The following is a 23,377-nucleotide window of genomic DNA, read 5'->3' as shown; positions in this document are numbered from 1 at the left end:
GAAATGTCTCCTCAAGCGTTGTACGGGAAGCGCTGTACGGGCCGGCCCGGGGCCGGGCTCCGGATGCTTCGACCATATGACGTGAACATCTGAATGGTCACGGTATCTTGAACCGCGACGGACAGCAACGCGGGGACGTGTGAGGACGATGGGCCGGCTCAGCAGGGCACAGGCGCAGGAGCGCAACCGCGCCAGGGTGCTGGCCGCGGCCAGGAGTGAGTTCGCCGAGCACGGCTTCCGGGACGCCAAGGTGGACGGCATCGCCCAGCGCGCCGGGCTCACCCGCGGCGCCGTCTACTCCAACTTCCCCGGCAAGAGAGCACTTTACTTCGCGGTGCTGGCCGAGCTCGCGGAGCGTGCCCCGGAGCCGCCCCATCCGGAGCCCGGCCGTACCGCGCGGGAGGCGCTCGGCGCGCTCGCCCGCGCCTGGGTGGCCGGACTGCCGCTCGCGGACGTCGGCGAGCAGCACGGTATGGCGCGGCTCGGTATGTATCTCCTGCCCGAAGTGCTCGCCGAGGAGCGGACCCGGCGGCCGTTCGCGCAGCTCATGAAGGTCGACGCGATCCTGCTCGGGCTCGCCCTGGAGGGGCTGCGGCCGGCCGGCGCGCCGGCCGGAAGTCTGGTGCGGGTCGCCGAGGCGGTGCTCACGACCCTGCACGGCGCGCACCAGCTGGCCGCCGCCGCGCCGGGGTTCGTCGAGCCCTTCAATGTGGTCAGCGCCTGCGAGCAGCTCGCGGCTCTCGATCTCCACGACTGGTGGTCTCCCACGCATGTGATCACACAGGTGCGGGAGACCGACGCACCGTGGTCGCCGCCGCACGCGCTGGACGCGGTGCGCGGTGAGCCCGCCCTGCTCCGGGGCGACGGTGTGGTGGCCGTCCTCGGACTGCACCGGCTGGAAGCGGTCGAGGAGGCGGTACGGGCCGCTCCGCCGGGAACCCGGATCACCGCGGCCGTGGTCACCGGGGATCCCGACGAGCTGGCGCCGCTGGCGCGGCTGGCCGTCGCCGAGCTCTGCCGTTGTCTGCGCCAGGCGTTCCCGCCCTCGGCGTGGCCGCGCGTCCAGGTGGTGTTCGACGAGTCGGGCGCCCTCGCCGCGGCGGCCGGTCTGCCCGCCGTGGGCGACGGGACCGAGGCGGCCGTCCGTATCGAGGCGGACAGGATCGTCGCGTGCGCCGACGGCCGGGGCGCGTGCCACGCGATCACCTCGGCCCTGGCGAGCGCCCCCGCGCCCAGCGCCCCCGGGCCCGTCGGCCGTACCCGTACCGGGCCCACCGGGCGGACGGGCCTCGGCTGATCTCAGGACGGCCTCGTCCGCTCGTCCCGAGTCCACGCGCGTCCGGTCGTCCCGAGTCCGCGCAGGTCCGCTCGTCCCGAGTCCGCGCACGTCCGGTCGTGCCGAGCTCCGCGCACGTGCGGTCTTCCCGAGGTCCGCGCGGTCCGGGCCGGCCCGTACGCGCGTGTCAGCCCAGGGCGAGGCGTCCGCCGGACACTTCCAGGACCACTCCGGTGATGTAGCTGGAGCGGCGGGAGGCGAGGAAGACGACCGCCTCCGCCACTTCCTCGGGCTCCGCGACCCGCCCCATGGCCGTGGTCGCCTCGATCCTCTTGAAGGTGGCGGCGTCCATGTCGTCGGTGCCCGGGGTCCGGGTGGGGCCGGGTGCCACCGCGTTCACCCGTACGCCCTGGGCGGCGTACTCGGCGGCCCAGATCTCGGTGAGCTGTTCCAGTGCCGCCTTGGACGCGGAGTACATGCCGGTCCCCGTGGTGACCTCGGAGGCGGCCAGGGTGCTGACGTTCACGATGGATCCGTGGCCGCGCCTGACCATGCCGGGGGCCAGCGAACGCACCAGCAGATAGGGGGCCTTGGTGTTGAGGTCCATGTGCAGGTCGAACAGTTCGTCCGTCATCTCCGAGGTGGGCAGGAACTTGTAGACACCGGCGTTGTTGACCAGGATGTCGACCGCGCCCGATTCCGCGGCCAGGCGCAGTACGTCGTCACTGTCGGCGAGGTCGGCCGGGACGAAGCGCGCCCTCCCGCCCGCGGCCTCGATATGGGCGACGACCTCGGCGCCGCGCCGGGCGTCGCGGCCGTGCACGATCACCTCGGCGCCCTCCTGTGCGAGCTGGACGGCCACGGCACGGCCGATGCCCGCGGTGGCGCCGGTGACGAGGGCGGTCTGCCCGGACATCTCCATGTCGTTCCCCTCGGGAGAGGAGCAGGGCGCACGGCCCGGCTCGAACGTGGGTCCTCGCTCTCCAGGATGGTGTCCGCGCGGGCATCACGCCTGTGGAGTGCCGCCGTCGAGGTCCGCGAGGCCGGCGGCACGGGCGAGCAGGTCCACCAGCATGGGCGCGGTGAGCAGGCCGGTGAAGGTGTTGCGCTGGCTCGGGTGGTAGCTGCCCAGGACATGCAGCTCCCTCCCGCCGCCGGTACGGGCCAGGGTCAGATGCGTCCCATGGCCGAACGCGGGCCGGGGGCGCGGCACCCGCCATCCCGTCTCGCCGAGGACGGGCAGCAGCGACTGCCAGGCGAAGGCGCCCAGCGCGACCACCGTACGCAGCCGCGGACCGAGGAGTTCCAGCTCGGCCGAGAGCCATGGCCGGCAGGTCTTCCGCTCCGAAGGGGTGGGCCTGTTGTCCGGCGGGGCGCAGTGGACCGGCGCGGTGACCCGTACTCCGCGCAGTTCCAGACCGTCTCCCCGATGCGTCGCCCGCGGCTGGGAGGCGAGCCCCACGGTGTGCAGCGCGGCCACGAGGAAGTCGCCGGAGGAGTCTCCGGTGAACATACGGCCGGTACGGTTTCCGCCGTGCGCGGCCGGCGCCAGTCCGACGAGCAGCAGCGTGGCGTCCGCGGGGCCGAAGCCCGCCACCGGCTTTCCCCAGTACTCCCAGTCGCGGTACGCCGCTCGTCCGGTCGCGGCGACCTGCTCCCGCCACGCCACCAGCCGTGGGCAGGCCCGGCACCGGGTGATCCGGGTGTCCAGTTCGCCGAGTGCGCCGGAACGCGCCGCCTGGTAGGCGGGAAACGCGTCGTCGTCGGTACGCGGTGGCGGACCTGCCGCCCCGGGGTCGCCCATCCCACCACGCTACCGCGCACCCTGGAAAACCCGGTGCCCCGCCGGCGCCGGGTTCACTGCACGATGCCGGCGACACCGCTCCGTCGGGGGCACGCCCTTCCTCGCTGGACGTCCCGTAGAAGCCTGCCGCTCAAGGCATTCACCTAGCCGGTTAGTTCACAAGCAGACGGATCAGCCAGGCCGGACTTGGCATTTCGTAGCACCGAAGCTTACGACTAACCGGGTAGTTGACATCTGACGCCACCCCCGCTTCAATTTAACTATCCGGTTGGTCGACAGAGCGACCGGGCAAGCCCCGAGAGGGGCGCGTGCCACGGCGTGGTTCGTGGGCCCGCGCGTTTCCGGCTGCTACGGCTCCTCCGGCCGAGGCACCGCATGCCTCGGTCATGCCACCGAACGACCAGTCACCCGAAAGGACTCCCCATGAACTCCACCACCCGCGCCTCCGCTCCCCGTTGGACGCCGGACGCGATCCCCGGCCAGCACGGCCGCACCGCCCTGATCACGGGCGGCAACAGCGGCATCGGCCTGGAGACCGCCCGTGTGCTCGCCCGCCACGGCGCCCGCGTGATCCTGGCGGGACGCAGTCAGGAGAAGCTGGACGAAGCCGCCACGGAACTCCGCAGCGGGCAGCCGGACGCGGAGGTCGCGACGGCGGTCCTCGATCTCGGCAGCCTCGCCTCCGTGCGGCAGGCGAGCAGGCGCCTGGCCGAAGCGGAGACCATCGACCTGCTGTTCAACAACGCGGGCGTGATGAACATCCCCGAACGCCGCACCACCAGCGACGGGTTCGAGCTGACCTTCGGCACCAACCACCTCGGGCACTTCGCCCTCACCGCCGGACTGATGCCGGCCCTGCGCCGCTCACCGGCCGCGCGGATCGTCACCGTCAGCGCGATCGCCGCGACCTGGCGCATGGGACACCTGGAAGACCTGATGAGCGAGCGGCGCTACGGAGCGATGAGCGCGTACGCCAAGTCCAAGCGCGCCAATGTCGTCTTCACCCAGGAACTCTCCCGCCGCCTGGCCGCCACCGGAATCAAGGCCCTCGTGGTCCACCCCGGCTCCGCCATGACGAACCTCCAGCGCCACAGCCAGGGTGCGCTGTCGAAGCTGGTCGTCGCCCTCACCTCGCGCACGGTGATGGGCTCGCCGGAAGGGGCGGCCTGGCCCTCGTTGTACGCCGCCACCAGCCCCGACGCCCACAGCGGCCAATTCATCGCACCGGCCGGCCGTGACCAGACCTCGGGGACCCCCAAGCCCGTCCCGCTGCCGCGTGCCGCCGACGATCCCGCCGAGGGCGCCTTCCTGTGGACCGAGAGCGAACGCCTCACCGGCATCCACTTCCCCACTGACCTCACACCCCCGCGCTGACCGTCCCCAGGGGGCCGTGAAGTACGGCACAGTCCGTGAGCGGACCATGTCCTCCGTACGGACTCCGACGCGCGGGCAACGGCCCACCCCTGGCGGCCGATCCGGGTACGTCCGCCGACGGACCGGCGGCGCGCCGTCGCAAGGGCCGCCCCGGGGTTGCTTAGGTGACCCTTCCCTGGCGCGCCGAGGCTCTGGTAGAGGTAGGAGAGTTCCGTCGGCACATCGGAAGTCTCGTCATGGACCAGGACAGCACCACCGGCCTCACCCCCTTCACGATCGACCTGACCTTCGAGGAAGCCCGGCGAAGGGCCGAGGTCATGGCCGCGCTCGGTCCCGACTGGGACCCGGTGGCCACGCTCCGGACCCAGGAGGAGGCGTACGCGCTCCTCTACTCGGGGCTGGACGGCGAGCAGCGGCGCACCTATGACCTGCTGGTGGCGGCCGGGGTGCTGCCGAGGGAGAAGCCGGGCCGTGCGACTGCCCATTGATCCACGGGCGGACCTCGCCCGCCGCGCCTGGGTGGCCTGTCCTGTCTGCGACGACGCGCGCCACTGCGCGGCGTGCGCGGACCGCCGCAACTGCGCCGAGCACTGGCGCTATCTGATCTCCAACGACGGACCGGTCGTCCATGTCCAGTGCCCGCGATGCGCGCATCTGTGGTCACTGGACACCCGCCCCGGCGTCACCCGCCGGGGCGCCGCCCCCTGCCCCTGAACCCGCGCCTGCGCGGCAGCCGCGCCCAGCGGCGCCTCGGCAGGCTCGGGGCCACACCGAGCGGGCCCGGGGTTCAGCGCAGATCGGCCCGCGGCACGGGGGTGTCGTCGAGGAAGCCGCCCGACTGACGCTGCCACAGCTTCGCGTAGGCGCCGTCCGTCGCGAGCAGTTGCTGGTGCGTGCCCTGCTCGATGATCCGCCCGCGGTCCAGGACCACGAGCCGGTCCATGGTGGCGACCGTGCTCAGCCGGTGCGCCACCACGAGCGCCGTCCGCCCCTCCATGAGCCGCCACAGCGCGTCCTGGACGAGGGTCTCGCTCTCGGAGTCCAGGGCGCTGGTCGCCTCGTCGAGCAGCAGGATCGGCGCGTCACGCAGGATCGCCCTGGCGAGGGCGACCCGCTGGCGCTGTCCGCCGGACAGCTTGACACCGCGCTCGCCGACCATGGTGTCGAAGCCGTCCGGCAGCGCGTCGGCGAACTCCGTGACGTGCGCCGCCTCGGCCGCGCGGCGGATCTCGGCGTCCGTGGCGTCCGGCCGGGCGAACGCGATGTTGTCCCGCAGCGTGCGGTGGAACATCGCCGGGTCCTGGGGTACGTAGGCGATCAGGCCGCGCACATCGGCCTGGCGCATCCGGCTGATGTCCTGCCCGCCGATCAGGATCCGGCCGGCGTCGATGTCCGTCATCCGCAGCAGCAGCCGGCTGAGCGTGGTCTTGCCGCCGCCGGACCGGCCGACGAGGCCGATCTTCGTCCCGCTGCGCACGGCCAGGTCGAGGCCCTCGAAGAGGGGCTCAGCCCCCGCGTGGGCGAAGGTCACCTGCTCGAAGCGGACATCGGCGCCCCGGGACAGCAGCGGTTCCGGCGACTCCGGGTCGAGCACGGTCGCCGGAGTCAGCAGCAGTTCGGTGAACTGCGCGGCCTCCGTCATCGAGCTCTCCAGACGGCGGTAGATCTGGTTGAACTCGAACATGATCCGTGTCGCGTTGCTGTAGTACGTGAAGGCGAGAACGACCGCCTCCACCCCGTTGCCACCGCCGACGAGAGCGACCGCGAGCAGCAGGCCCATCGCGTTGGTCAGCACGGACATCGGCGCGACCAGCGTGTCGATGCGCAGATTGCCGTAGTCCCACGCACGCAACGTGAGCCGACGCGACTCCGCGACGCGGGACTGGTGCTCGGCGGCCTCGCGGTCCTCTGCGGCGAACGCCCGCACCGTGTCCATGTTCATCAGGCTGTCGGCGACATGGCCCGACACCCGGGCGATCGCCTCCTCACGCTGGTCGACCAGCGCCTGGCGGCGCCGGATGAGGGGCATCACACACAGCCCCGTCAGCGCGATCATCGCCAGGAGCCCGACGACGAGCAGCGGTTCGTAGTGCCACAGCACGACCGACCCGAACACCAGCGGTACGAGACTGCCCACGACCGAGAACGTCAGGGTGTGGACGAACTCCTCGAAGCGGGAGGCGAAGCTCAGGACCCGTTTGGTCAGCGACCCGGCGAAGTTGTCGTGGAAGAACGCGGCGTCCTTGGCGAACAGTTCGTCCATGCCGATCACATACAGGTGCTCGATACCGAGGGCGTCGAGGCGGTTCAGGAAGTGCAGGCCGATACGCCACAGCGTCTCCGCGAGGAGCAGCACACCGGCGAAGCCGAGGACATAGGGCAGCATCGCGCCGAAAGTGGTGTCGGCGTCGTCGGCGATGCGGCCGACGAGCTTCGCCACCACCAGGGGCGCGAGGTAGTTGATACCGATGTTGCCCAGCGCCGGCAACAGCATCGCGGGTGCCGTCAGCCGCCGGAGCCTGGCCAACTCCCGTCCGTAGTAACGAAGTGCGAGGAGTACCGGGCCCCTGCCCGGCGCCTTGCGCGACTCAGTCGATCCCATACCAACCCTGTGTGGTCGTGCGGCAGCCCGCCACGTGCTTCTGCGGGGAGAAGCCGTCGCCTCACTGGCCGCGCGGAGCTTCAGTTCGAGTGAGTGCCCCCGTTGGGGCCGTCCCGGGACGGGCGGGGCACGGCGGCCGAGCCCCCGCGCGGCTCGTGGCGACGCATGCCCGCGAGTACGGGGAGGCCAGGCCAGGACCCCGAGTGTCCCGCGGCGGCGTCCGCGCGGTCCACGCGTTTTTCCCGGCCGGCGACAGGCCGGCGACAGGCCGACGACAGCCTCGCGTACGGGCAAGGACCTGCCCGCGGCCCCCGCCGACGCCGGCCCGCCCCCGGACGCCCCCTGCCGGACCGGCTGGTCCCCTGTGGTCCCCGGAACAGCGGAAAGGCGGTACCGGATTTCTCCGATACCGCCTGCGACCTGCGAAAACGCTGGTCGGGACGACAGGATTTGAACCTGCGACCCCTTGACCCCCAGTCAAGTGCGCTACCAAGCTGCGCCACGTCCCGGTGCGGGTCTGACCTGGGGTTTCCCCTGGCCGAACGCGCATGAGAACAATACCGCACTCGGCACGGTGGTCACGAACCGCTTTCCGCGGGTCCCCCACGGGTCCGCCGGGGCCTTGACCTCAAGTGTGGTTGACGTCGCAGGCTCGGCCGTATGACGAAGACAGCTCCGCATTCCGCGTCCGTGCGCCCGCCGGGCCACCCGGCCGGTTACCAGGACCTGACCCGACTGCTGGGTCTGATGACGGGCGACGAGAAGCACGGACCCGCCGCGACCTCCACGCTGGACGCCCTCTGGGTGCTGTACGACCGGGTGCTGCGGGTGTCCCCGGAGACCGCCGGGGCGCCGGAGCGCGACCGCCTCCTGCTCTCCAAGGGGCACGGGCCGATGGCGTACTACGCCGTCCTCTGCGCCAAGGGGTTCCTCGCCGAGGACCTGCTGCCGGGCTTCGGCTCGTACGACTCGCCCCTCGGCCACCACCCCGACCGGACGCTGCTGCCCGGGGTCGAGATCGGCAGCGGCTCGCTCGGGCACGGGCTGCCCCTCGCCGTGGGCAGCGCGCTCGGGCTCCGGGCGCAGGGGCTCACCGAGTCCCGCGTCTGGGTGCTGATCGGTGACGCCGAACTCGACGAGGGCAGCAATCACGAGGCGATCGCCTACGCGGGACCCGCCGGGCTCGAACAGCTCCACACGCTGGTGATCGACAACGCCTCGGCGAGTCTCGGCTGGCCCGGTGGGATCGCCTCCCGGTTCGAGGCGGCCGGCTGGTCGGCCGAGACCGTCGACGGACGGGACCACGAGGCGATGTACGCCGCCTTCACCGCCCCGCACCCGGGCCGGCCACGCGCGGTCGTGGCCCGTGTCGAGCCCAAGTCCTGACCGCGGACCGGCGCACCGGACCGCGGGCCGACGCATCCGATCACCTCTTCAGGCATCGACAGGGGAATTTCCATGGACACCATGCGGGACCGTTTCATCACCACCACCTCCGAACTGCTGGACGAGGATCCACGGCTCGCGCTGGTCCTGGCGGAGATCAGCCGGGACGGCTTCCTCGCGGCGGAGCGCCGCCACCCCGACCGGGTCATCAATGTCGGGATCCGTGAACAGCTTCTGGTCGGGGTGGGCGGCGGGCTCGCCCTCACCGGGCTCCGCCCCATCGTGCACACCTTCGCCAGCTTTCTCGTCGAGCGCCCCTTCGAGCAGGTGAAGCTGGACTTCGGCCATCAGGGGGTGGGCGGGGTACTGGTGAGCGCGGGAGCCTCGTACGACTGGCCCGCGGGCGGGTTCACCCATATGTCGCCGGGCGATGTCGCGCTGATGGACACGCTGGACGACTGGACGGTGCAGGTGCCGGGCCACCCGGACGAGGCCGAGGCCCTGCTGCGGCGGGCCGCGGCCGGGGACGACCGGGTGTACCTCAGGCTCTCGCTCCAGAGCAACGACCGGGCGCGGCCGGTGACCGGTCCGGGCTTCGCGACCGTACGGGAGGGGCGCGACGGGATCGTGATCGCCGTCGGGCCCATGCTGGACGGCGTGCTGGCGGCGACGGAGGGCCTGGACACGACGGTGCTGTACGCGACGACCGTGCGCCCCTTCGACGGGGAGTCGCTGCGCCGGGCCGTCGCGGGCGGGACCGCGGCGGATGTCGTGCTCGTCGAGCCGTATCTCGCGGGAACCTCCACGGCCGCGGCGAACGACGCCCTGTCCGCCACCGCTCACCGGGTGCTCGGCCTCGGGGTGGCGCGCCGCGAACTGCGGCGCTACGGCGGGATGGACGAGCATCTGGCCGGGCACGGTCTCGACCCGGAGTCCCTGCGGGGGCGGATCTCCGCGTTCCTGGCGCGCTGACCTTGCCCGTACGGGGCACCCTGGACTGGACGCCGCCCACCCGCCGGGTCCAGCTCCCGGCCGTACCCCCGGAGCCCCCCATGACCGCCAGCGGTGATCTGCTCATCGACGCCTTCGGCCGTATCCGTGAGACCGTCCACGAAGCGGTCGACGGCCTCTCCCCCGACGAGCTGGCGGTCCGGCTGGACGACGGGGCCAACTCGATCGCCTGGCTCGTCTGGCACCTCACCCGGATCCAGGACGACCACATCGCCGACGCGGCCGGTCTGGAGCAGGTGTGGACCGCGCGGGAGTGGTCGGCACGGTTCGCGCTGCCCCTCCCGCGGGGGGCGACCGGTTACGGCCACTCCCCCAAGGACGTGGCCGCGCTCGGCGGGGTCTCCGCGGAGCTGCTCACGGGCTACCACGACGCCGTCCACGACCAGACGGTCGGCTTCATCCGTACGGTGAAGGACGCCGGTCTCCAGCGGGTCGTGGACGACGCGTGGGTCCCGCCCGTCACGCTGGGTGTCCGGCTGGTCAGCGTGATCTCCGACGACCTCCAGCACGCCGGGCAGGCCGCCTTCGTCAGGGGCTGGCTGGAACGGCCGTAGTCAGGGGAGCGGGAGGGGGCGTGGGAGCGGGCGTGCGAGCGGAGACGGGAGCGGGGCAGGGGTCCGGCGCGGTACGGGGTGCGGTGGCCGGCAGATAGGTGAGCAGTTGCCGGGCGGCCGGGCCGGTGCGCTGGTCGTCGGGGAGCGCGGCCGAGACCTCCCAGAGATGGTCGCCGGCGCCGGCCAGCGGCACGGTGCACAGGGCGGCGGCCTGTTCCTTGCGGGCGATCGGGCGGGGCACCACCGCGATCCCCAGACCGTGGCCGACCAGCTCGATCAGGCTGTGCACATCGTTGACCTCCAGCGCCACGCGCCGTTCGGTACGGGCGGCGGCGAAGGCCCGGTCGGTGAGACCGCGGGCGCCCCAGTCCTCGTGGAAGTCCACGAACACCTCGTCGCCCAGCTCCGCCCAGTCCGCCTCGGCCGCTCCCGCCAGCGGATGGCCGGGGTGGCAGAGCAGCACCATCGGCTCGCTGGCCAGGGGGACCAGCCGGACGTCCTCGGGGACGGTCCCGGACACGGCGACGAAGGCCAGATCGAGCCGCCCGGCTGCCACGTCCTCCACCAGGGAGGCGGAACCGGCCTGCCGCAGCCGTACCTCGACCTCGGGATGCTCGGCCCTGAACCGCGCGAGCAGTCCGGGGACATGCACCCCGGTGACACACTGCTCGGTCCCCACCGACAGCGTGCCGCGCAGCAGTCCCTGGACCGCCGCGACCGCCTCCTTGCCGGCGCGCACGCTGGCGAGCGCGCGCGACGCCTCCACCAGCAGCGCCCGGCCGGCCCCGGTCAGTTCGACCCTGCGGGTGGAGCGTACGAAGAGCCGGGCGCCCAGCTCGCGTTCCAGGGCCCGTACGGACGCGGAGAGGCCCGACTGGGACACCATGAGGCGCTGGGCCGCCCTGGTGAAGTGGCGCTCCTCCGCGACGGCGACGAAATATTCGAGGTGGCGCAGTTCCATGGGGACCCAGCCTAATTGAGAACCCCAGTCGCTCAATGCGTTCGGTTTCTTCTATTGGACGCCCGGCGCGACAGCGGCAAAGCTGGAGGGGACCCCCGCCGGAACCGGCGGGTCCGCAGCAGGAAGGGTGCACTCCACCATGAAGACTCGCCGCATCGGAACCGTCGAGGTCAGCGCGATCGGTCTGGGCGGTATGCCGATGTCGATCGAGGGACGGCCCGACGAGGCCCGCTCCCTCGCCACCATCCGCGCGGCACTGGACGCCGGGGTGACCCTGATCGACACGGCGGATGCGTACCACATCCACGCCGACGAGGTCGGCCACAACGAGTCCCTGATCGCCAAGGCCCTGGCATCGCACGAGCGCGGCTCCGAGGTGCTCGTGGCCACCAAGGGCGGCCATCTCCGTCCCGGCGACGGCTCCTGGACGCTCGACGGCTCCCCCGAGTACCTCAGGGCGGCCTGCGAGGCATCGCTCAAGCGCCTCGGCGTGGAGGCGATCGGGCTGTACCAGTTCCACCGGCCGGACCCGAAGGTGCCGTACGAGGAGTCCGTCGGCGCCGTGCGTGACCTCCTCGACGAGGGCAAGATCCAGCAGGCCGGTGTCTCCAACGCCGACCCGGACCAGATCAGGTCGGCCCAGGAGATCCTCGGCGGCCGGCTGGTCTCCGTGCAGAACCAGTTCTCGCCGGCGTTCCGCTCCAGCGAGCCGGAGCTGGAGCTGTGCACGGAGCTGGGTATCGCGTTCCTGCCGTGGAGCCCGTTCGGCGGGATCAAGAGCGCCGGTGAACTGGGCTCCGCGCACGGCGCGTTCGCGCGGATCGCCGAGGCGCACGGGGTGAGCCCGCAGCAGGTGTGTCTCGCCTGGATGCTGGCCAAGTCGCCCGTGGTGGTGCCGATCCCGGGTTCCAGCCGTCCGGAGACCATCCGTGACTCGGTCGGCGCGGCGGACCTCGTGCTCGACGCCGCCGAGGTGGCGGAGCTGGACGCGGCCTGACGCCCCCGCGGCCGCGGGGGCGTCACGGCGCTGAGGCGCTGAGGGGCTGAGCGACGGCACTCCCGTCGGGACACCCGGGGCCCGCGCCGGGAACGTACGGCCCTTCCCGGCCGGTGCCGGGATACTCGGCCGACACCGGGACTCCCGGCCCCGCCGGCGCCCAGGGCCACGTACGGCCGGCCCACTGCCGGCCACCCACCACGCACCGCGCACCGCGCACCGCTCCATCCGACCCGTCCGGGCACCGCCCGGACGGGTCGCCCGCGTTCCCGGACCGATCGCCCGCTTCCCGACGGACCGTCAGCGTCTCGACGGGCCGTCAGCGTCTCGACGGGCCGGTGCCGGACAGGCAGGGGCACCGGCGTACGGCACGAGCCCACGGCCGCGATCCCGCTCCCGGCGACCGCCGCCCCGCCGCCCCGCCGCAGCGGGCTCTTCCGACCCATTGACCCCCTGTGACACCGGAACCTACGCTGTGTGACGCACTCCAGAAAGCGCTTTCTAACCCGCAGCCGGCTCTACAGCACCGGGAGCGCCCATGAGAACGCCCATCCGAACCGCCTCACCCTTCCTTGTGATCACCGCGTTGCTGGCGCTCGTCCTCGGACTCGGGCTGGCCTCGCCGCCCCGCGCCGACGCGGCGCCGTTCCGCGTTCTGGTCTTCTCCAAGGTCACCAACTTCGAGCACGATTCGATCCCGGCCGGGATCGAGGCCGTCGAACAGCTCGGCAGCGAGAACGGATTCGAGGTCGAGGCCACCAGTGACGCCACGGCCTTCACCGAGGAGAATCTCGCCCGCTTCCAGGCGATCGTCTTCAACAACACCAACTCCACCCCGGAGAGCGGCGATCTGCTCGACGCCGCACAGCGCGCCGCGCTCCAGTCGTTCGTCCGCGGGGGTGGCGGCTGGGTCGGTCTGCACGCCGCCTCCGCGAGCGAGCGCGACTGGGACTGGTACGAGGGGCTGGTCGGCGCGATCTTCGACAAGCACCCCGCCGTCCAGACGGGCCGGGTGAAGGTGCTCGATCCCGCGCACCCCTCCACCCAGGGGCTGCCACAGCTCTGGGAGCGTTCGGAGGAGTGGTACAACTGGCGCGTCAACCCGACCGGCAAGGTGCACACACTCGCCCAGATCAAGGTGAACGACGGGATCGACGGCCTGGACGAAGGCGTCGACCACCCGTGGTCCTGGTGCCAGAACTACGACGGCGGACGCTCCTGGTTCACCGCGGGCGGGCATGCCGCGTCCGCCTTCCAGGAGGACGCCTTCCGCAAGCATCTGCTCGGCGGCATCCAGTGGGCCGCGGGCAACAAACCCGGGGACTGCACCGCCACCAAGACCGGCGCCTTCCAGCGCACCGCGCTGGCCACCAGCGATCTCGCCGACCCCTTTGAGCTGGCCGTCGCCCCTGACCGCCGGGTCTTCTTCATCCAGCGCACCGGCAAACTCAAGGTGATCGACCAGCGGACCCTCCAGGTCTCGACCGCGCTGGACTTCGCGTACACGCCGGAGATGACGAGCCAGTCCGACGGACTGCTCGGTCTCACCCTGGACCCGGACTTCGCGGAGAACAACTGGCTCTATCTCCTGCACTCCGACAAGATCGAGAAACGGCTCAACCTGTCCCGCTTCACGGTCACCGGGAACACCGTCGACCCGGCCTCGGAGAAGCGGCTGCTGACCGTGCCGACCCTGCGCGGCGAGGGCCGGGCCAACTCGCACATGGCGGGCTCGATCACCTTCGACAAGAACGGTGATCTGTATGTCGCGACCGGCGACAACACCGATCCCTTCGCCTCCGACGGCTTCACCCCGATCGACGAGCGCGAGGGACGCCGTGCCTGGGACGCCCAGACCACGGCCGGCAACACGAACGATCTGCGCGGCAAGGTCCTGCGCATCACACCCGAGGACGACGGCACCTACTCCGTCCCCGAGGGCAACCTCTTCGCGCCGGGCACCGAGCGGACCCGCCCCGAGATCTACGCGATGGGCATGCGCAACCCGTTCCGCATCACCACCGATCCGCTGAGCGGCGCGCTGCTGGTGGGCGACTACGGGCCCGACGCGCGGGAGGCGGTCGCCGACCGGGGCCCGGAGGGCACGGTCGAGTACAACCGCATCACCGAGCCGGGCAACTACGGCTGGCCGTACTGCACCGGGGACAACACCCCGTTCAACGACTACGACTTCGCCACCGGCACCTCGGGCGCGAAGTTCGACTGCGCGAACCTGGTCAACGACTCGCCGAACAACACGGGTCTGCGGGAGCTGCCGGCGGCCAAGCCCGCGACGGTCTGGTACGCCTACTCCGCCTCGCCGGACTTCCCCGAGCTGGGCACGGGCGGCGGCGGACCGATGGGCGGTCCGGTCTACGACTACGACCCGGCGAACACCTATCCGTCCAAGTTCCCCGAGTACTTCGAGGGGAAGTGGCTCAACTACGAGCTGACCAGGACCTGGTTCAAGACGTTCTCGTTCCACGAGCGGGACCAGACGTTCACGGATCCGCGCTTCGCCCCGGTCAAGGCGGGCGATCTCCACTCCATCAACGGTGTCTTCGGTGACATGAGCTGGAACCAGCCCTTCGACGCGGACTTCGGTCCCGACGGGGCGCTGTACGTCATCGACTTCGGGCTCGGCAGCGGCACCGGCCGCGGCGGCAGCAACGAAGGCTCGGGCATCTACCGGATCGACTACGTCGGGGACGGACGGCTGCCCGACGCCAGCACGGCGGCGAGCCCGGACAGCGGCCCCGCCCCGCTGACGGTGGCCTTCTCCAGCGAGGGCTCGGGCCTGCCGGGCGGCGAACCGGTGACCTACGCCTGGGACTTCGACGGCGACGGGACCACCGACTCCACCCAGGCGAACCCCTCCCATGTCTACCGTGACAAGGGCCGGTTCACAGCCCGGCTGACCGTCACCGGACCCGGCGGGCTGACCGCGCTCTCCGTCCGGGAGATCACGGTCGGCAACACCCGGCCCGTGGTCACCATCCAGCAGCCGCCCAACGGCGGGATCTTCAGCTTCGGCGACACCATCCCGTTCACCGTGAAGGTCAAGGACCGCGAGGACGGCAAGACCGGTGAGGGCGAGACGATCGACTGCTCGCGGGTGGTCGTCCAGTCCCAGCTCGGCCATGACAGCCATCTCCATCCGCTGGACAACTACACGGGCTGCGCCGGGGAGATCGTCACCGACGCCGGGGACAGCCACGGCCCGGGGCAGAATCTCTACTACGGCATCACCGCGCAGTACGAGGACAAGGGCGCCCCGGGCGTGCCCGCGCTGACGGGCTCGTCGTCGCTGACGCTGCGGACCGCCTTCCGCGAGGCGGAGCACCGTACCGCGACCGGTGGCGCGCACGACGGCGCCGTGACCGGCGACCGCGCGGACGCCTCCGGCGGCAAGCGGCTCACGGAGATCGAGGACGGCGACTGGATCTCGTTCGATCCGGTCAATCTCAAGGGGATCTCCTCGGTCGCGGTCGGCGCGGCCTCGGGCGGGCTCGGCGGGGACATCGAGTTCCGCAACGGCTCACCGACCGGACCGCTGCTGGGCAAGGTGACGATCCCGAACACCGGCGGCTGGGGCAATGTCGTCTCCCCCACCACCACGCTCAAGAGTCCCGGCGGTTCGGTGAAGCTGTACGCGGTCTTCACCAACCCCGCCTGGTCGGCGGAGAAGCCGGATCTCCTCGCGGTCGACTGGCTGCATTTCAACGGCCGCGGGGTCGAGAAGAAACCGGCCACGACGGTGAAGGTCAAGGCGACACCGGCCTCGGGAGGCACACCCCTGGCGGTGCGGCTCAGCAGCACGGTGAAGCCGCTGTCCGGGCGCACGGTCGCCTCGTACCACTGGGACTTCGGCGACAACGTCAGGGGCTCGGGTACGGAGGGGCCGACCGCGGCCCACACGTACTCCAGGCCGGGCACGTACACGGCGCATCTCACCGTCACCGACGACAAGGGTGATACGACCACCGGCGCGGTCCGGATCGACGCGGGCCCCGCGGCCTGAGAGGAGAGCGACCATGAGCAGCACCCGAAGAGCGTTCCTGGGCAAGGCGGTCGGACTGGCCGCGCTGGGCGTGGGTACGGGGGTGGCCTCGGCGACCTCCGCCAACGCCGCCGCTTCCGCCACGGCCGGTGCCGCCGGACGCTGCCGGACGCGGCGCATACCGCCGTCCGGGATCGGTATGCACCTCTACACCATGCGCACCCCGCTCGCGACGGACTTCAGGGGCACGCTGGAGCGGCTGGCGGAGATCGGTTACGCGACGGTCGGCGTCAGCGGCAGACACGGCCACAGCGCGGCCGGCATCCGGCGGATGCTGGACGAGACCCGGCTCAAGGCCGTGCTCGAACATGTCGCCTACACCACGGTCGCGGGCAGCGGACTGCCCCAGGCGATCGAGGACGTCCGCACCCTGGGCGGACAGTGGGTGGTGGTGCCGAGCCTGCCGGAGGGAATGCACTCACCGGCCGGATACCGGGAGGCGGCACGGCAGTTCAACGCGGCGGGGCGCGTCGCCCGGAAGTCCGGGCTCAAGGTGCTCTTCCACAACCATGACGCCGACCACACCGTGATCGACGGTGAGAGTCTCTACGGCATCCTGCTCAAGGAGACCGATCCCGAACTGGTCGGGTTCGAGCTGGATGTGTACTGGGCGGCGAAGGGCGGGGACGATCCGCGCCGGCTCTTCGTGAGGCACCGCGACCGGTTCCCGGCGCTGCATGTGAAGGACATGGCGCCGAACGGGGACTTCGAGGATGTCGGCTCGGGGGTGCTGGACTTCCCCGCGATGTTCGACACGGCGCGCAGCGGTGGTGTGCGGCAGTGGCTGGTGGAGCATGACGCGCCGGCCGATCCGTTCGCGTCCGCGCTCACCAGTTACCGGTATCTGTCGCGGCTGCGGTACTGAGCGGTCACGGCACGGTACGACCGGTCCCGGCCGCCGTCCCGCGGTGGCCGGGACCGCGGTCGTGCGGTCGCGGCCGTGTGCGGTGTGCGGTTCGCGGTGCGCGGTGCGCAGTCGAGCGGTGTGCGGTGTGCGGTGTGCGGTCGCAGGGTCACGGTCGTGCGACCGCGGGGGAACGGTCGCGGTGGAGCGGTCGCGCGGCCGGGGCGTCACAGCGGGACGGGAACGCCCGGACGCGTCGTCACACCGTGGCGGGTACCTCCGCCACCGGTGTGGTTCCGTGGCGGGCCGCGCCCAGGTCCTTGTAGAAGAAGGTGGTGGCGCGGAGCGTCCCTCCCGGGTCGGCGGCATGACCGGGGACCACTCCGATCACCGTCCAGCCCGCGGAGCGGTAGAGCGTCTCGGCGGGGCTGCCGGTCTCGGTGTCGAGCAGCAGCAGGGTCACACCCGCGCCGGCGGCGGCCTCCTCCGCCGCGGTGAGCAGGGCGCGGCCCAGTCCCCCGCCCCGCGCGTCGCGCCGCACCATCAGCTTGACGATCTCGGCGCGGTGGCGGGCGTTGGGCTTCTCCGCGAACGCCACCGTCACCGTCCCGACGACCCGCGCGCCGTCGCGGACGACACGGACGGAGAGCCGCCCCTCCCGTACCGCCGGGGCCCGGTCCCGCCACCACCGCGCCGCCGTCGCGCGGTCCAGCGGATGGAGAAAACCGATGGAGGCGCCGCCCGCCACCGTGTCGAGCATCAGATCCGCCAGCGCGTCGGCGGTGTCGAGCAGTTCGGCGGCGGAGAGCCGCACCACCTCAGGACCGCCCGGCCGTCCGGTGCTCATGGCCGGACCACCACGACGGCGTACCGGACGGGGCCGGGCCCCGGGCAGCGGAAGCGGGTGGGACCCCACAGCCGTGTCCGCAGACAGTCGCCCGCGTCCAGGGTGTGCACATCGCGTCCCGATGTGAACTCGACCGACCCTTCCAGCACCCAGATGTGCTGCTCCATGCCGGGGACCGGGGGCCGTTCGTACGACACGTCCGCGCCCGGCCGCAGGGTCCCCTCGACGACTTCGGCGCGCAGCCCCGACTGCGGCGGCGAGACCGAGCGGCGGACGAAACCGGAGGTGGTGTCCCGCCATACGGTCTGGTCGGCGGCCCTGACGAGCCGCGCCGGCTCCGTCTCCACCTCGCTCAGCAACTGCGACATGGTCCGCCCGTACACCGCGCACAGCCGGCCGAGCGTCGACGCCGTGGGGCTGATCTCGCCGCGCTCGGCACGCGACAGGGTGGACCGGCTCACCCCGCTGCGCCGGGCCAGCTCGTCGAGCGACCAGCCGTGCTCGCCGCGCAGCTCCGCGAGGCGGGCGGCGAGCAGCTCGTCGACAGGGTCGGTGCCGGGAGCGGCGCCGGAACCGACGCCGGTGCCAAGGCCGGTGCCGGTGCTGGTTCCGGTCCCCCCGGTGCTGGTCCCCGTCCCCGGGGTGTGCTCCCCCGTTGCGTTCTCTCTCACATATGGAACGGTATCCCATATCAGAGACGCACGCCCAGGGCCTCCGGCGGTTCAGTCCTGGGCAGGGCCTCCGGTTCAGTCCTGGGCCGAGGCGGCACCCAGCAGCCCCCGGATATGTCCGGCCGCCTCGCGGAACTCGGGCCGTCCCAGCGTCTGCGTGTAGTCGCGTTCCGGCTCCAGCCCGACCTCGATGATCTCGGTGACCGTGCCGGGGCGCGGGCTCATCACCACCACCCTGTCGGCGAGATAGACGGCCTCCGAGATGGAGTGGGTCACCAGCAGCACGGTGGTGCCGGTCTCGCGCCAGATCCGGTTCAGCTCCATGTTCATCTGTTCGCGGGTGAGGGCGTCGAGCGCGCCGAACGGCTCGTCCATCAGCAGGACGGGCGGCTCGTGCAGCAGCGCGCGGCAGAGTGCGACGCGCTGCTGCATCCCGCCGGACAGCTCGTGCGGATACGCGTCCTCGAAGCCGGTGAGCCCGGTCATCGCGATCAGTTCGTCCGCCCGCGCACGGGCTTTCGCACCCGGCATCCCGCGCATCTCGGCCTGGAGGAGGATATTGCGCCGGGCCGTGCGCCACTCCAGCAGCGCGGCCCGCTGGAACACATAGCCGATGTCGTGCCGGGGCCCGCCGACCTGGTCCCCGTGCAGCCGTACGGCGCCCGAGGAGGCCTGGAGCAGACCGGCGACCAGTTTGAGAAGGGTCGACTTGCCGCAGCCGGAGGGGCCGACGATGGCGACGAACTCCCCCGGCGTCACATCGAGCGAGACCCCGTGCAGGGCGGTCACATCGCGCTTCTTCGTGCGGAAGCGCACGGCCACGTCCTCAAGACCGACGGCCGCGACCCTCCCGCCTTCGGCCGCCGTTCCCCCCGTGCCCGCCGCGCCCGGCCCGGCCGGGGTGCCGCCCCCGGGCCCGGCCGTCTTCCGTAGCGTCATGTCCCCGGCCATGGTCATCCCTTCAGCGCCGTGCCGCTGTCCCAGTACTCCGCGACCGGCTTCGGGCTCTTCACCAGATCGGCCTCGGCGAAGACATCGATGGTCTGCTGCCAGTCGCTCTCGGTGTTGACCCCGGGCGCCTTGTCCCGCGTCGCGTCGGTGTGCAGCAGCGTGAGCGTCGTCCTGAACTGCTCCGCGAGCACACTCTCCGGCGGCAGTTGCTCCGACGCGCCCCGCATCGCCGCGACAGCCGGCCCCGGCGCCTTCTCGGCCGCGGCCCAGGACTCGCTGACGGCCCGCACCATGCGCCCGGCCAGTTCGCCCCTGCCGGAGAGGATCTCGCGGCCCGCGATCAGGCCGTTGGAGTAGAAGTTGAGGCCGTGCTCCGAGAAGCGCAGATAGGAGACCTGCTTCTTGGCCTTGTCCTGCATGGTCGGGCCCTGGTCACTGGCGTAGCCGAGGAGCGCGTCCGTCTTGCCCGAGATCACCGCGGCGATCTTGCCCGCCGGGTCGGTGTTCTGGACGCTGACGTCGGACTCCTTCAGACCGTTCTTCTCCAGGAAGATCGGAAAGGTCTTGCTGAGCGCGTCCCCGGCCGTGCCCGCGATGGTCTTGCCCCTGAGATCGGCGGGGGTCCGGACCCCCTGGCTCTCGAAGAACTGCACGGAGGAAGGCGTGGTCTGGAGGAACACACCGAGGCTCTTCACGGCGACGCCCTGGTCCACCCCGCTGAGCACGGCGGGTGTGTCGGCCCAGCCGAAGTCGGTCTGCCCCGCGCCGGTGGCCTGAACGGTCTTCTGCGAGCCCTGGCCGGCCCGGATCGTCAGATCGATGCCGTGCTTCTCGAAGATCTTCCGCTGCTTGCCGTAGTAGAACGGCGCGTGTTCGCCGTACGGATACCAGTTGAGGGTCAGCGTCACCTTGTCGAGCTTCTTGCCCGATTCGCTGGTGCTGGTGCCCGAGCCGTCCTCACCGCAGGCGGTGGCGACCAGGAGCAGCGGTACGAGGCCGATCAGGAGTCTGCGCGCATGCATGGCTGGCCCTTCCCGGAGCGGGGTCGAGTCGTGGGTGCCGACTGGTTCGTGCCGACTGGTTCGTGCCGGTTGCTTCGTGCCGGATCGTGTGGTGCCGGTCGTCTTCCTGTTCGTGCTGGTCGGTATCGGTATCGGTATCGGTGCCGGTGAGCGGGTGACGCGGCGCCGGCCGGTGGACGGTGGGGCGCCCGGTCGGGCGCCGGTCAGTAGGCGGTGGTGACATGGGTCTCGCGACGGCTGGCGTGCCAGGGCAGCAGCAGCTTCTCGGCGATCTCCACCAGGACGAAGAGGACCACGCCGATCAGGGACATGACGAGCAGTCCCGCGAAGAGCATCGGGGTGTCGAGGTTGCCGTTCGCCTGGAGGATCACATAGCCGAGCCCTTCGTTGGCCCCCACGAACTCACCCACGACCGCGCCGGTCACCGCGAGTGTCACCGCGACCTTCAGCCCGGAGAAGAGATGAGGCAGCGAGGCGGGGAAGCGGATCTTGGCGAAGGTCTGCCAGGGCTTCGCGCCCATGGTCGCGGAGAGCTGGAGCATCTCCGGGTCGACCGCCTTCAGCCCGGTGACCATCGAGATCACCACGGGGAAGAAGGCGATGAGCACGGCGATCAGGATCTTCGGTGTGATGCCGAAACCGAGCCACACCACGAACAGCGGGGCGATGGCGATCTTCGGCACGACCTGGGCGAACAGCAGGATCGGATAGAGGGTCTTCTCGACGGTCGACGAGTACACCATCACCACGGCGGCGACCACCCCGACCACCACGGCGATCGCGAAGCCCAGCAGCGTCTCATAGGTCGTCACCCAGGTGTGCTGCCAGAGATAGCCCGCCTTGCCCGTGAGCACCTCCAGCGTCTCGCCCGGCGAGGGAACGAGATACGGCTCGACCAGCTCGGCCGCGGCGACGGCCCACCACACGGCGAAACACGCGGCCAGCAGCACGACGGGCCGCCAGCCCGCCTCCACCGCCCGGCCGAACCGCTCACCCGTGCCCGGTCCGGTACGCTCCGCGACGCCCGCCACATCCTTGGCCGGTGCCGGTACGACGCTCTGGCTCACAGTGAACTCCTCGGGAGATCCGGGTAGTTGCAAGAGCGGTGCTCCCCGACAAGCGCTTTCAGAAAGCGCTTTCTGGTAGGGTGATCGCCACGCTAATGACTGCCCGTCCGCACGGTCAATAGGTCGTCCCGAAGTTTCGGGGGCCGTCATGGGCCCCACCGCCGCCACCGCCACCGCGACCTGGGGGTCGAGTTGAGTGAGTTGAGTGAACGGGAAGCACAGGCCCATGTGACGCTGGACGCCGTCGCCCGCCGCGCGGGTGTGTCCCTGGCGACCGCGTCCAGGGCGCTGAACGGCACGGCGCGGGTCCGCGAGGAGCTGCGGCAGCGGGTGCGTGCCGCGGCCGATGTGCTCGGATACATTCCCAACGCCCATGCCCAGGCCCTCGCGAGTGCCTCCAGCAACACCGTCGGTGTGATCTGCCACGATGTGGGCGATCCGTACTTCGCGGCGATCGCGGGCGGGGTGATGCGGGCCGCCGCCGAGCAGGACGTCCTGGTCATGCTCGCCAGCACCTTCCGTGAACCGGCCAAGGAGATCGCGTATGTCTCCATGCTGCGCGCCCAGCGGGCCCGCGCGATTCTGCTGATCGGCTCGGGCTTCCAGGACCCCTCCTGGGAACGGAGACTGGGTGCCGAACTGGCACCGTACATCCGCGCGGGCGGCCGGGTCGCCGTCGTCAGCCGGCACCGCAGTCTGCGCACCGACGCCGTGCTGCCCGAGAACCGCGCCGGGGCCGCCGATCTCGCCCGCGCCCTGCTGGGGCTGGGGCACAGGGAGTTCGCCGTACTCAGCGGCCCGCGTGAACTCACCACGGTCGCCGACCGGTTGGCCGGGTTCAGGGAAGGGCTCATGGAGGCGGGGATCACCCTCGGGGCGGGATCCGTGGTGCACGGCGCCTTCACCCGCGAGGGCGGCTACGCGGCCGCGCGGGAACTGCTCGTACGGTCCGCCCGCTCGGCCCGTCCCACCTGTGTCTTCGCGGTGACCGATGTGATGGCGGTGGGGGCGCTGGCCGCCTTCCGGGAGGCGGGGATACGGGTTCCCGAGGACCTCTCGCTCGCCGGCTTCGACGACATACCGCTCGTACGGGAGCTGACTCCCCCGCTCACGACGGTCGCCCTGCCGCTCACCGCGATGGGCGAGGGTGTGATCTCACTGGCGCTGCGCGAGCCACGCGGGACACGCTCGCGGGTGCTGCGGGTCGGCGGCGAGGTCGTCCTGCGCGCGAGCACCGCGCCGCCGCCGTCCCCCGTCGGCCCGCCGTACGGGGAGAGCCGCTGACACCGCTGCCGACCGGCCCGTTGACGGGCCGTCAGGCGGCTCCCCCGAAACTCCTCGCCCGAAACGGCTCACCCGACACCCCCTCACCAGATGATCAGCCCGTCCTCCCTGCGCCGGATCCGCGTCATCAGCTCCGCCGCGAACGACTTGATGGTGTCCAGGCCCGAACGCCCCCAGCGCCGCGGCTCGGTGTCGGCCACGCAGACGGTGCCCAGGGCCAGACCCGTACGGTCGATGAGGGGCGCCCCCAGATAGGAGCGGATACCGATCTCGTCGACGAGCGCGTTCGCGGCGAAGCGCGGGAAGTCCCGTACGTCCTCCAGCACCAGCGCCTTGCGCCGCACCACCACATACGGGCAGTAGCCCAGGTCCCTCGCCATGAACCGCCCCTCCCCCGCGCGGGACGGGGCGTGCAGTCCGGCGAAGAACTGGCATTCCTCGCCGAGGAAGTTGACCATCGCGTACGGAGCGCCGGTCAACTGCGCCAGCTCCCGCGCGAAGGCGTCGAAGGCCGGCTCGGGACGCTCACCGAGACCGAGCGCGCGCAGCCGCGCCACCCGCTCGGGCGCCTCCCGGTCGACAGGGGTGAGGAGCAGACGTCCGATCGGGTCGTACGTCATGCCCGTGCTCCGTGCTTCGTCTTCATATGGGTGCTCCGAGGGGTGT

Annotated in this window: 21 protein-coding genes and 1 tRNA gene; 11 read left to right on the top strand and 11 right to left on the bottom strand. The window is 71.5% G+C overall.

Annotated features, from left to right (window positions below; genetic code table 11):
• Positions 1-148: 148 nt before the first annotated feature.
• Positions 149-1,297, top strand: coding sequence for a TetR/AcrR family transcriptional regulator (locus ACFYYH_RS02275; protein ID WP_388545302.1), 1,149 nt, complete (start codon positions 149-151; stop codon positions 1,295-1,297).
• Between the two features lie 166 nt (positions 1,298-1,463).
• Here the strand turns inward: ACFYYH_RS02275 and ACFYYH_RS02270 are convergent, their stop codons facing one another.
• A complete protein-coding gene (locus ACFYYH_RS02270) occupies positions 1,464-2,198 on the bottom strand; it encodes an SDR family NAD(P)-dependent oxidoreductase (RefSeq protein WP_388544689.1) in 735 nt (244 codons plus the stop codon).
• 84 nt (positions 2,199-2,282) lie between these two features.
• Positions 2,283-3,080: a uracil-DNA glycosylase gene (locus ACFYYH_RS02265; RefSeq protein WP_388544687.1), complete on the bottom strand. Its 798-nt coding sequence runs from the start codon at positions 3,078-3,080 to the stop codon at positions 2,283-2,285.
• Positions 3,081-3,503: 423 nt separating this feature from the next.
• On the opposite strand from ACFYYH_RS02265, the gene ACFYYH_RS02260 reads away from it, so the two are divergent.
• The 3 genes from ACFYYH_RS02260 (at position 3,504) to ACFYYH_RS02250 (ending at position 5,168) form a co-directional block, all read left to right on the top strand.
• Positions 3,504-4,454, top strand: coding sequence for an oxidoreductase (locus ACFYYH_RS02260; protein WP_388544684.1), 951 nt, complete (start codon positions 3,504-3,506; stop codon positions 4,452-4,454).
• Positions 4,455-4,690: 236 nt separating this feature from the next.
• Positions 4,691-4,942, top strand: coding sequence for a DUF6400 family protein (locus tag ACFYYH_RS02255; protein ID WP_388544681.1), 252 nt, complete (start codon positions 4,691-4,693; stop codon positions 4,940-4,942).
• The gene (locus tag ACFYYH_RS02250) at positions 4,926-5,168 is read left to right on the top strand and encodes a hypothetical protein (RefSeq protein ID WP_388544679.1); all 243 of its coding nucleotides are present in this window, start codon (positions 4,926-4,928) and stop codon (positions 5,166-5,168) included. Before ACFYYH_RS02255 ends, ACFYYH_RS02250 begins: the two co-directional genes overlap by 17 nt.
• A 73-nt stretch (positions 5,169-5,241) precedes the next feature.
• Here the strand turns inward: ACFYYH_RS02250 and ACFYYH_RS02245 are convergent, their stop codons facing one another.
• Positions 5,242-7,056, bottom strand: a complete 1,815-nt coding sequence (locus ACFYYH_RS02245; RefSeq protein WP_388544678.1) for an ABC transporter ATP-binding protein — start codon at positions 7,054-7,056, stop codon at positions 5,242-5,244.
• Positions 7,057-7,488: 432 nt separating this feature from the next.
• Positions 7,489-7,565 (bottom strand) — tRNA-Pro (locus tag ACFYYH_RS02240).
• Positions 7,566-7,716: 151 nt separating this feature from the next.
• Here ACFYYH_RS02240 and ACFYYH_RS02235 point away from each other — a divergent pair.
• The 3 genes from ACFYYH_RS02235 (at position 7,717) to ACFYYH_RS02225 (ending at position 10,007) form a co-directional block, all read left to right on the top strand.
• Positions 7,717-8,442, top strand: a complete 726-nt coding sequence (locus ACFYYH_RS02235; protein ID WP_388544676.1) for a transketolase — start codon at positions 7,717-7,719, stop codon at positions 8,440-8,442.
• A 72-nt stretch (positions 8,443-8,514) separates the two neighbouring features.
• Positions 8,515-9,414, top strand: a complete 900-nt coding sequence (locus ACFYYH_RS02230; RefSeq protein WP_388544674.1) for a transketolase family protein — start codon at positions 8,515-8,517, stop codon at positions 9,412-9,414.
• 80 nt (positions 9,415-9,494) lie between these two features.
• Entirely contained in the window at positions 9,495-10,007 is a 513-nt protein-coding gene (locus tag ACFYYH_RS02225; protein ID WP_388544672.1) for a DUF664 domain-containing protein, read from the top strand.
• On the opposite strand, the gene ACFYYH_RS02220 is transcribed toward ACFYYH_RS02225, so the two are convergent.
• Entirely contained in the window at positions 9,982-10,968 is a 987-nt protein-coding gene (locus tag ACFYYH_RS02220) for a LysR family transcriptional regulator (protein WP_388544671.1), read from the bottom strand. The two genes, ACFYYH_RS02225 and ACFYYH_RS02220, sit on opposite strands and share 26 nt — an antisense overlap.
• Before the next feature lie 139 nt (positions 10,969-11,107).
• Here ACFYYH_RS02220 and ACFYYH_RS02215 point away from each other — a divergent pair, with 139 nt between their 5' ends.
• The 3 genes from ACFYYH_RS02215 to ACFYYH_RS02205 all read left to right on the top strand — a co-directional run bounded on the left by ACFYYH_RS02215 (position 11,108) and on the right by ACFYYH_RS02205 (position 16,890).
• Entirely contained in the window at positions 11,108-11,965 is an 858-nt protein-coding gene (locus tag ACFYYH_RS02215) for an aldo/keto reductase (protein WP_388544669.1), read from the top strand.
• Positions 11,966-12,503: 538 nt separating this feature from the next.
• Entirely contained in the window at positions 12,504-15,986 is a 3,483-nt protein-coding gene (locus ACFYYH_RS02210; protein WP_388544667.1) for a ThuA domain-containing protein, read from the top strand.
• Positions 15,987-16,164: 178 nt separating this feature from the next.
• Complete coding sequence (locus ACFYYH_RS02205; RefSeq protein WP_388545299.1) at positions 16,165-16,890, top strand: sugar phosphate isomerase/epimerase family protein; 726 nt, start codon at positions 16,165-16,167, stop codon at positions 16,888-16,890.
• 238 nt (positions 16,891-17,128) lie between these two features.
• Here the strand turns inward: ACFYYH_RS02205 and ACFYYH_RS02200 are convergent, their stop codons facing one another.
• The 5 genes from ACFYYH_RS02200 to ACFYYH_RS02180 all read right to left on the bottom strand — a co-directional run bounded on the left by ACFYYH_RS02200 (position 17,129) and on the right by ACFYYH_RS02180 (position 21,427).
• On the bottom strand, positions 17,129-17,716 hold the full coding sequence (locus ACFYYH_RS02200; protein ID WP_388544665.1) for a GNAT family N-acetyltransferase: 588 nt from the start codon (positions 17,714-17,716) through the stop codon (positions 17,129-17,131).
• On the bottom strand, positions 17,713-18,252 hold the full coding sequence (locus tag ACFYYH_RS02195) for a helix-turn-helix domain-containing protein (RefSeq protein ID WP_388545297.1): 540 nt from the start codon (positions 18,250-18,252) through the stop codon (positions 17,713-17,715). The genes ACFYYH_RS02200 and ACFYYH_RS02195 overlap by 4 nt, the downstream gene beginning before the upstream one ends.
• Before the next feature lie 210 nt (positions 18,253-18,462).
• Complete coding sequence (locus ACFYYH_RS02190; protein ID WP_388544663.1) at positions 18,463-19,326, bottom strand: ABC transporter ATP-binding protein; 864 nt, start codon at positions 19,324-19,326, stop codon at positions 18,463-18,465.
• Between the two features lie 14 nt (positions 19,327-19,340).
• A complete protein-coding gene (locus tag ACFYYH_RS02185) occupies positions 19,341-20,360 on the bottom strand; it encodes an ABC transporter substrate-binding protein (RefSeq protein ID WP_388544661.1) in 1,020 nt (339 codons plus the stop codon).
• A gap of 203 nt (positions 20,361-20,563) precedes the next feature.
• Positions 20,564-21,427, bottom strand: coding sequence for an ABC transporter permease (locus tag ACFYYH_RS02180; RefSeq protein ID WP_388544658.1), 864 nt, complete (start codon positions 21,425-21,427; stop codon positions 20,564-20,566).
• 228 nt (positions 21,428-21,655) lie between these two features.
• Here ACFYYH_RS02180 and ACFYYH_RS02175 point away from each other — a divergent pair, with 228 nt between their 5' ends.
• Entirely contained in the window at positions 21,656-22,711 is a 1,056-nt protein-coding gene (locus tag ACFYYH_RS02175; RefSeq protein WP_388545294.1) for a LacI family DNA-binding transcriptional regulator, read from the top strand.
• Between the two features lie 83 nt (positions 22,712-22,794).
• Here ACFYYH_RS02175 and ACFYYH_RS02170 read toward each other — a convergent pair whose 3' ends face one another.
• Complete coding sequence (locus ACFYYH_RS02170; protein ID WP_388544655.1) at positions 22,795-23,331, bottom strand: GAF domain-containing protein; 537 nt, start codon at positions 23,329-23,331, stop codon at positions 22,795-22,797.
• Positions 23,332-23,377: the final 46 nt, after the last annotated feature.

This window comes from Streptomyces sp. NPDC002018, assembly GCF_042890865.1.
Taxonomy (GTDB): Bacteria; Actinomycetota; Actinomycetes; order Streptomycetales; family Streptomycetaceae; genus Streptomyces.
The sequence above is the reverse complement of the archived record's forward strand: the minus strand, read 5'-3'. Positions and strand labels throughout refer to the sequence as shown.

Excerpts from the sequence above, each read along its gene's own strand:
- ACFYYH_RS02260 (WP_388544684.1), top strand. The coding sequence starts at position 3,504 with ATGAACTCCACCACCCGCGCCTCCGCTCCCCGTTGGACGCCGGACGCG.
- ACFYYH_RS02205 (WP_388545299.1), top strand. The coding sequence starts at position 16,165 with ATGCACCTCTACACCATGCGCACCCCGCTCGCGACGGACTTCAGGGGC.
- ACFYYH_RS02185 (WP_388544661.1), bottom strand. The coding sequence starts at position 20,360 with ATGCATGCGCGCAGACTCCTGATCGGCCTCGTACCGCTGCTCCTGGTC.
- ACFYYH_RS02190 (WP_388544663.1), bottom strand. The coding sequence starts at position 19,326 with ATGACGCTACGGAAGACGGCCGGGCCCGGGGGCGGCACCCCGGCCGGG.
- ACFYYH_RS02265 (WP_388544687.1), bottom strand. The coding sequence starts at position 3,080 with ATGGGCGACCCCGGGGCGGCAGGTCCGCCACCGCGTACCGACGACGAC.
- ACFYYH_RS02230 (WP_388544674.1), top strand. The coding sequence starts at position 8,515 with ATGGACACCATGCGGGACCGTTTCATCACCACCACCTCCGAACTGCTG.
- ACFYYH_RS02200 (WP_388544665.1), bottom strand. The coding sequence starts at position 17,716 with ATGAGCACCGGACGGCCGGGCGGTCCTGAGGTGGTGCGGCTCTCCGCC.
- ACFYYH_RS02210 (WP_388544667.1), top strand. The coding sequence starts at position 12,504 with ATGAGAACGCCCATCCGAACCGCCTCACCCTTCCTTGTGATCACCGCG.
- ACFYYH_RS02270 (WP_388544689.1), bottom strand. The coding sequence starts at position 2,198 with ATGGAGATGTCCGGGCAGACCGCCCTCGTCACCGGCGCCACCGCGGGC.
- ACFYYH_RS02225 (WP_388544672.1), top strand. The coding sequence starts at position 9,495 with ATGACCGCCAGCGGTGATCTGCTCATCGACGCCTTCGGCCGTATCCGT.
- ACFYYH_RS02275 (WP_388545302.1), top strand. The coding sequence starts at position 149 with ATGGGCCGGCTCAGCAGGGCACAGGCGCAGGAGCGCAACCGCGCCAGG.
- ACFYYH_RS02245 (WP_388544678.1), bottom strand. The coding sequence starts at position 7,056 with ATGGGATCGACTGAGTCGCGCAAGGCGCCGGGCAGGGGCCCGGTACTC.
- ACFYYH_RS02255 (WP_388544681.1), top strand. The coding sequence starts at position 4,691 with ATGGACCAGGACAGCACCACCGGCCTCACCCCCTTCACGATCGACCTG.
- ACFYYH_RS02170 (WP_388544655.1), bottom strand. The coding sequence starts at position 23,331 with ATGACGTACGACCCGATCGGACGTCTGCTCCTCACCCCTGTCGACCGG.
- ACFYYH_RS02215 (WP_388544669.1), top strand. The coding sequence starts at position 11,108 with ATGAAGACTCGCCGCATCGGAACCGTCGAGGTCAGCGCGATCGGTCTG.
- ACFYYH_RS02235 (WP_388544676.1), top strand. The coding sequence starts at position 7,717 with ATGACGAAGACAGCTCCGCATTCCGCGTCCGTGCGCCCGCCGGGCCAC.
- ACFYYH_RS02220 (WP_388544671.1), bottom strand. The coding sequence starts at position 10,968 with ATGGAACTGCGCCACCTCGAATATTTCGTCGCCGTCGCGGAGGAGCGC.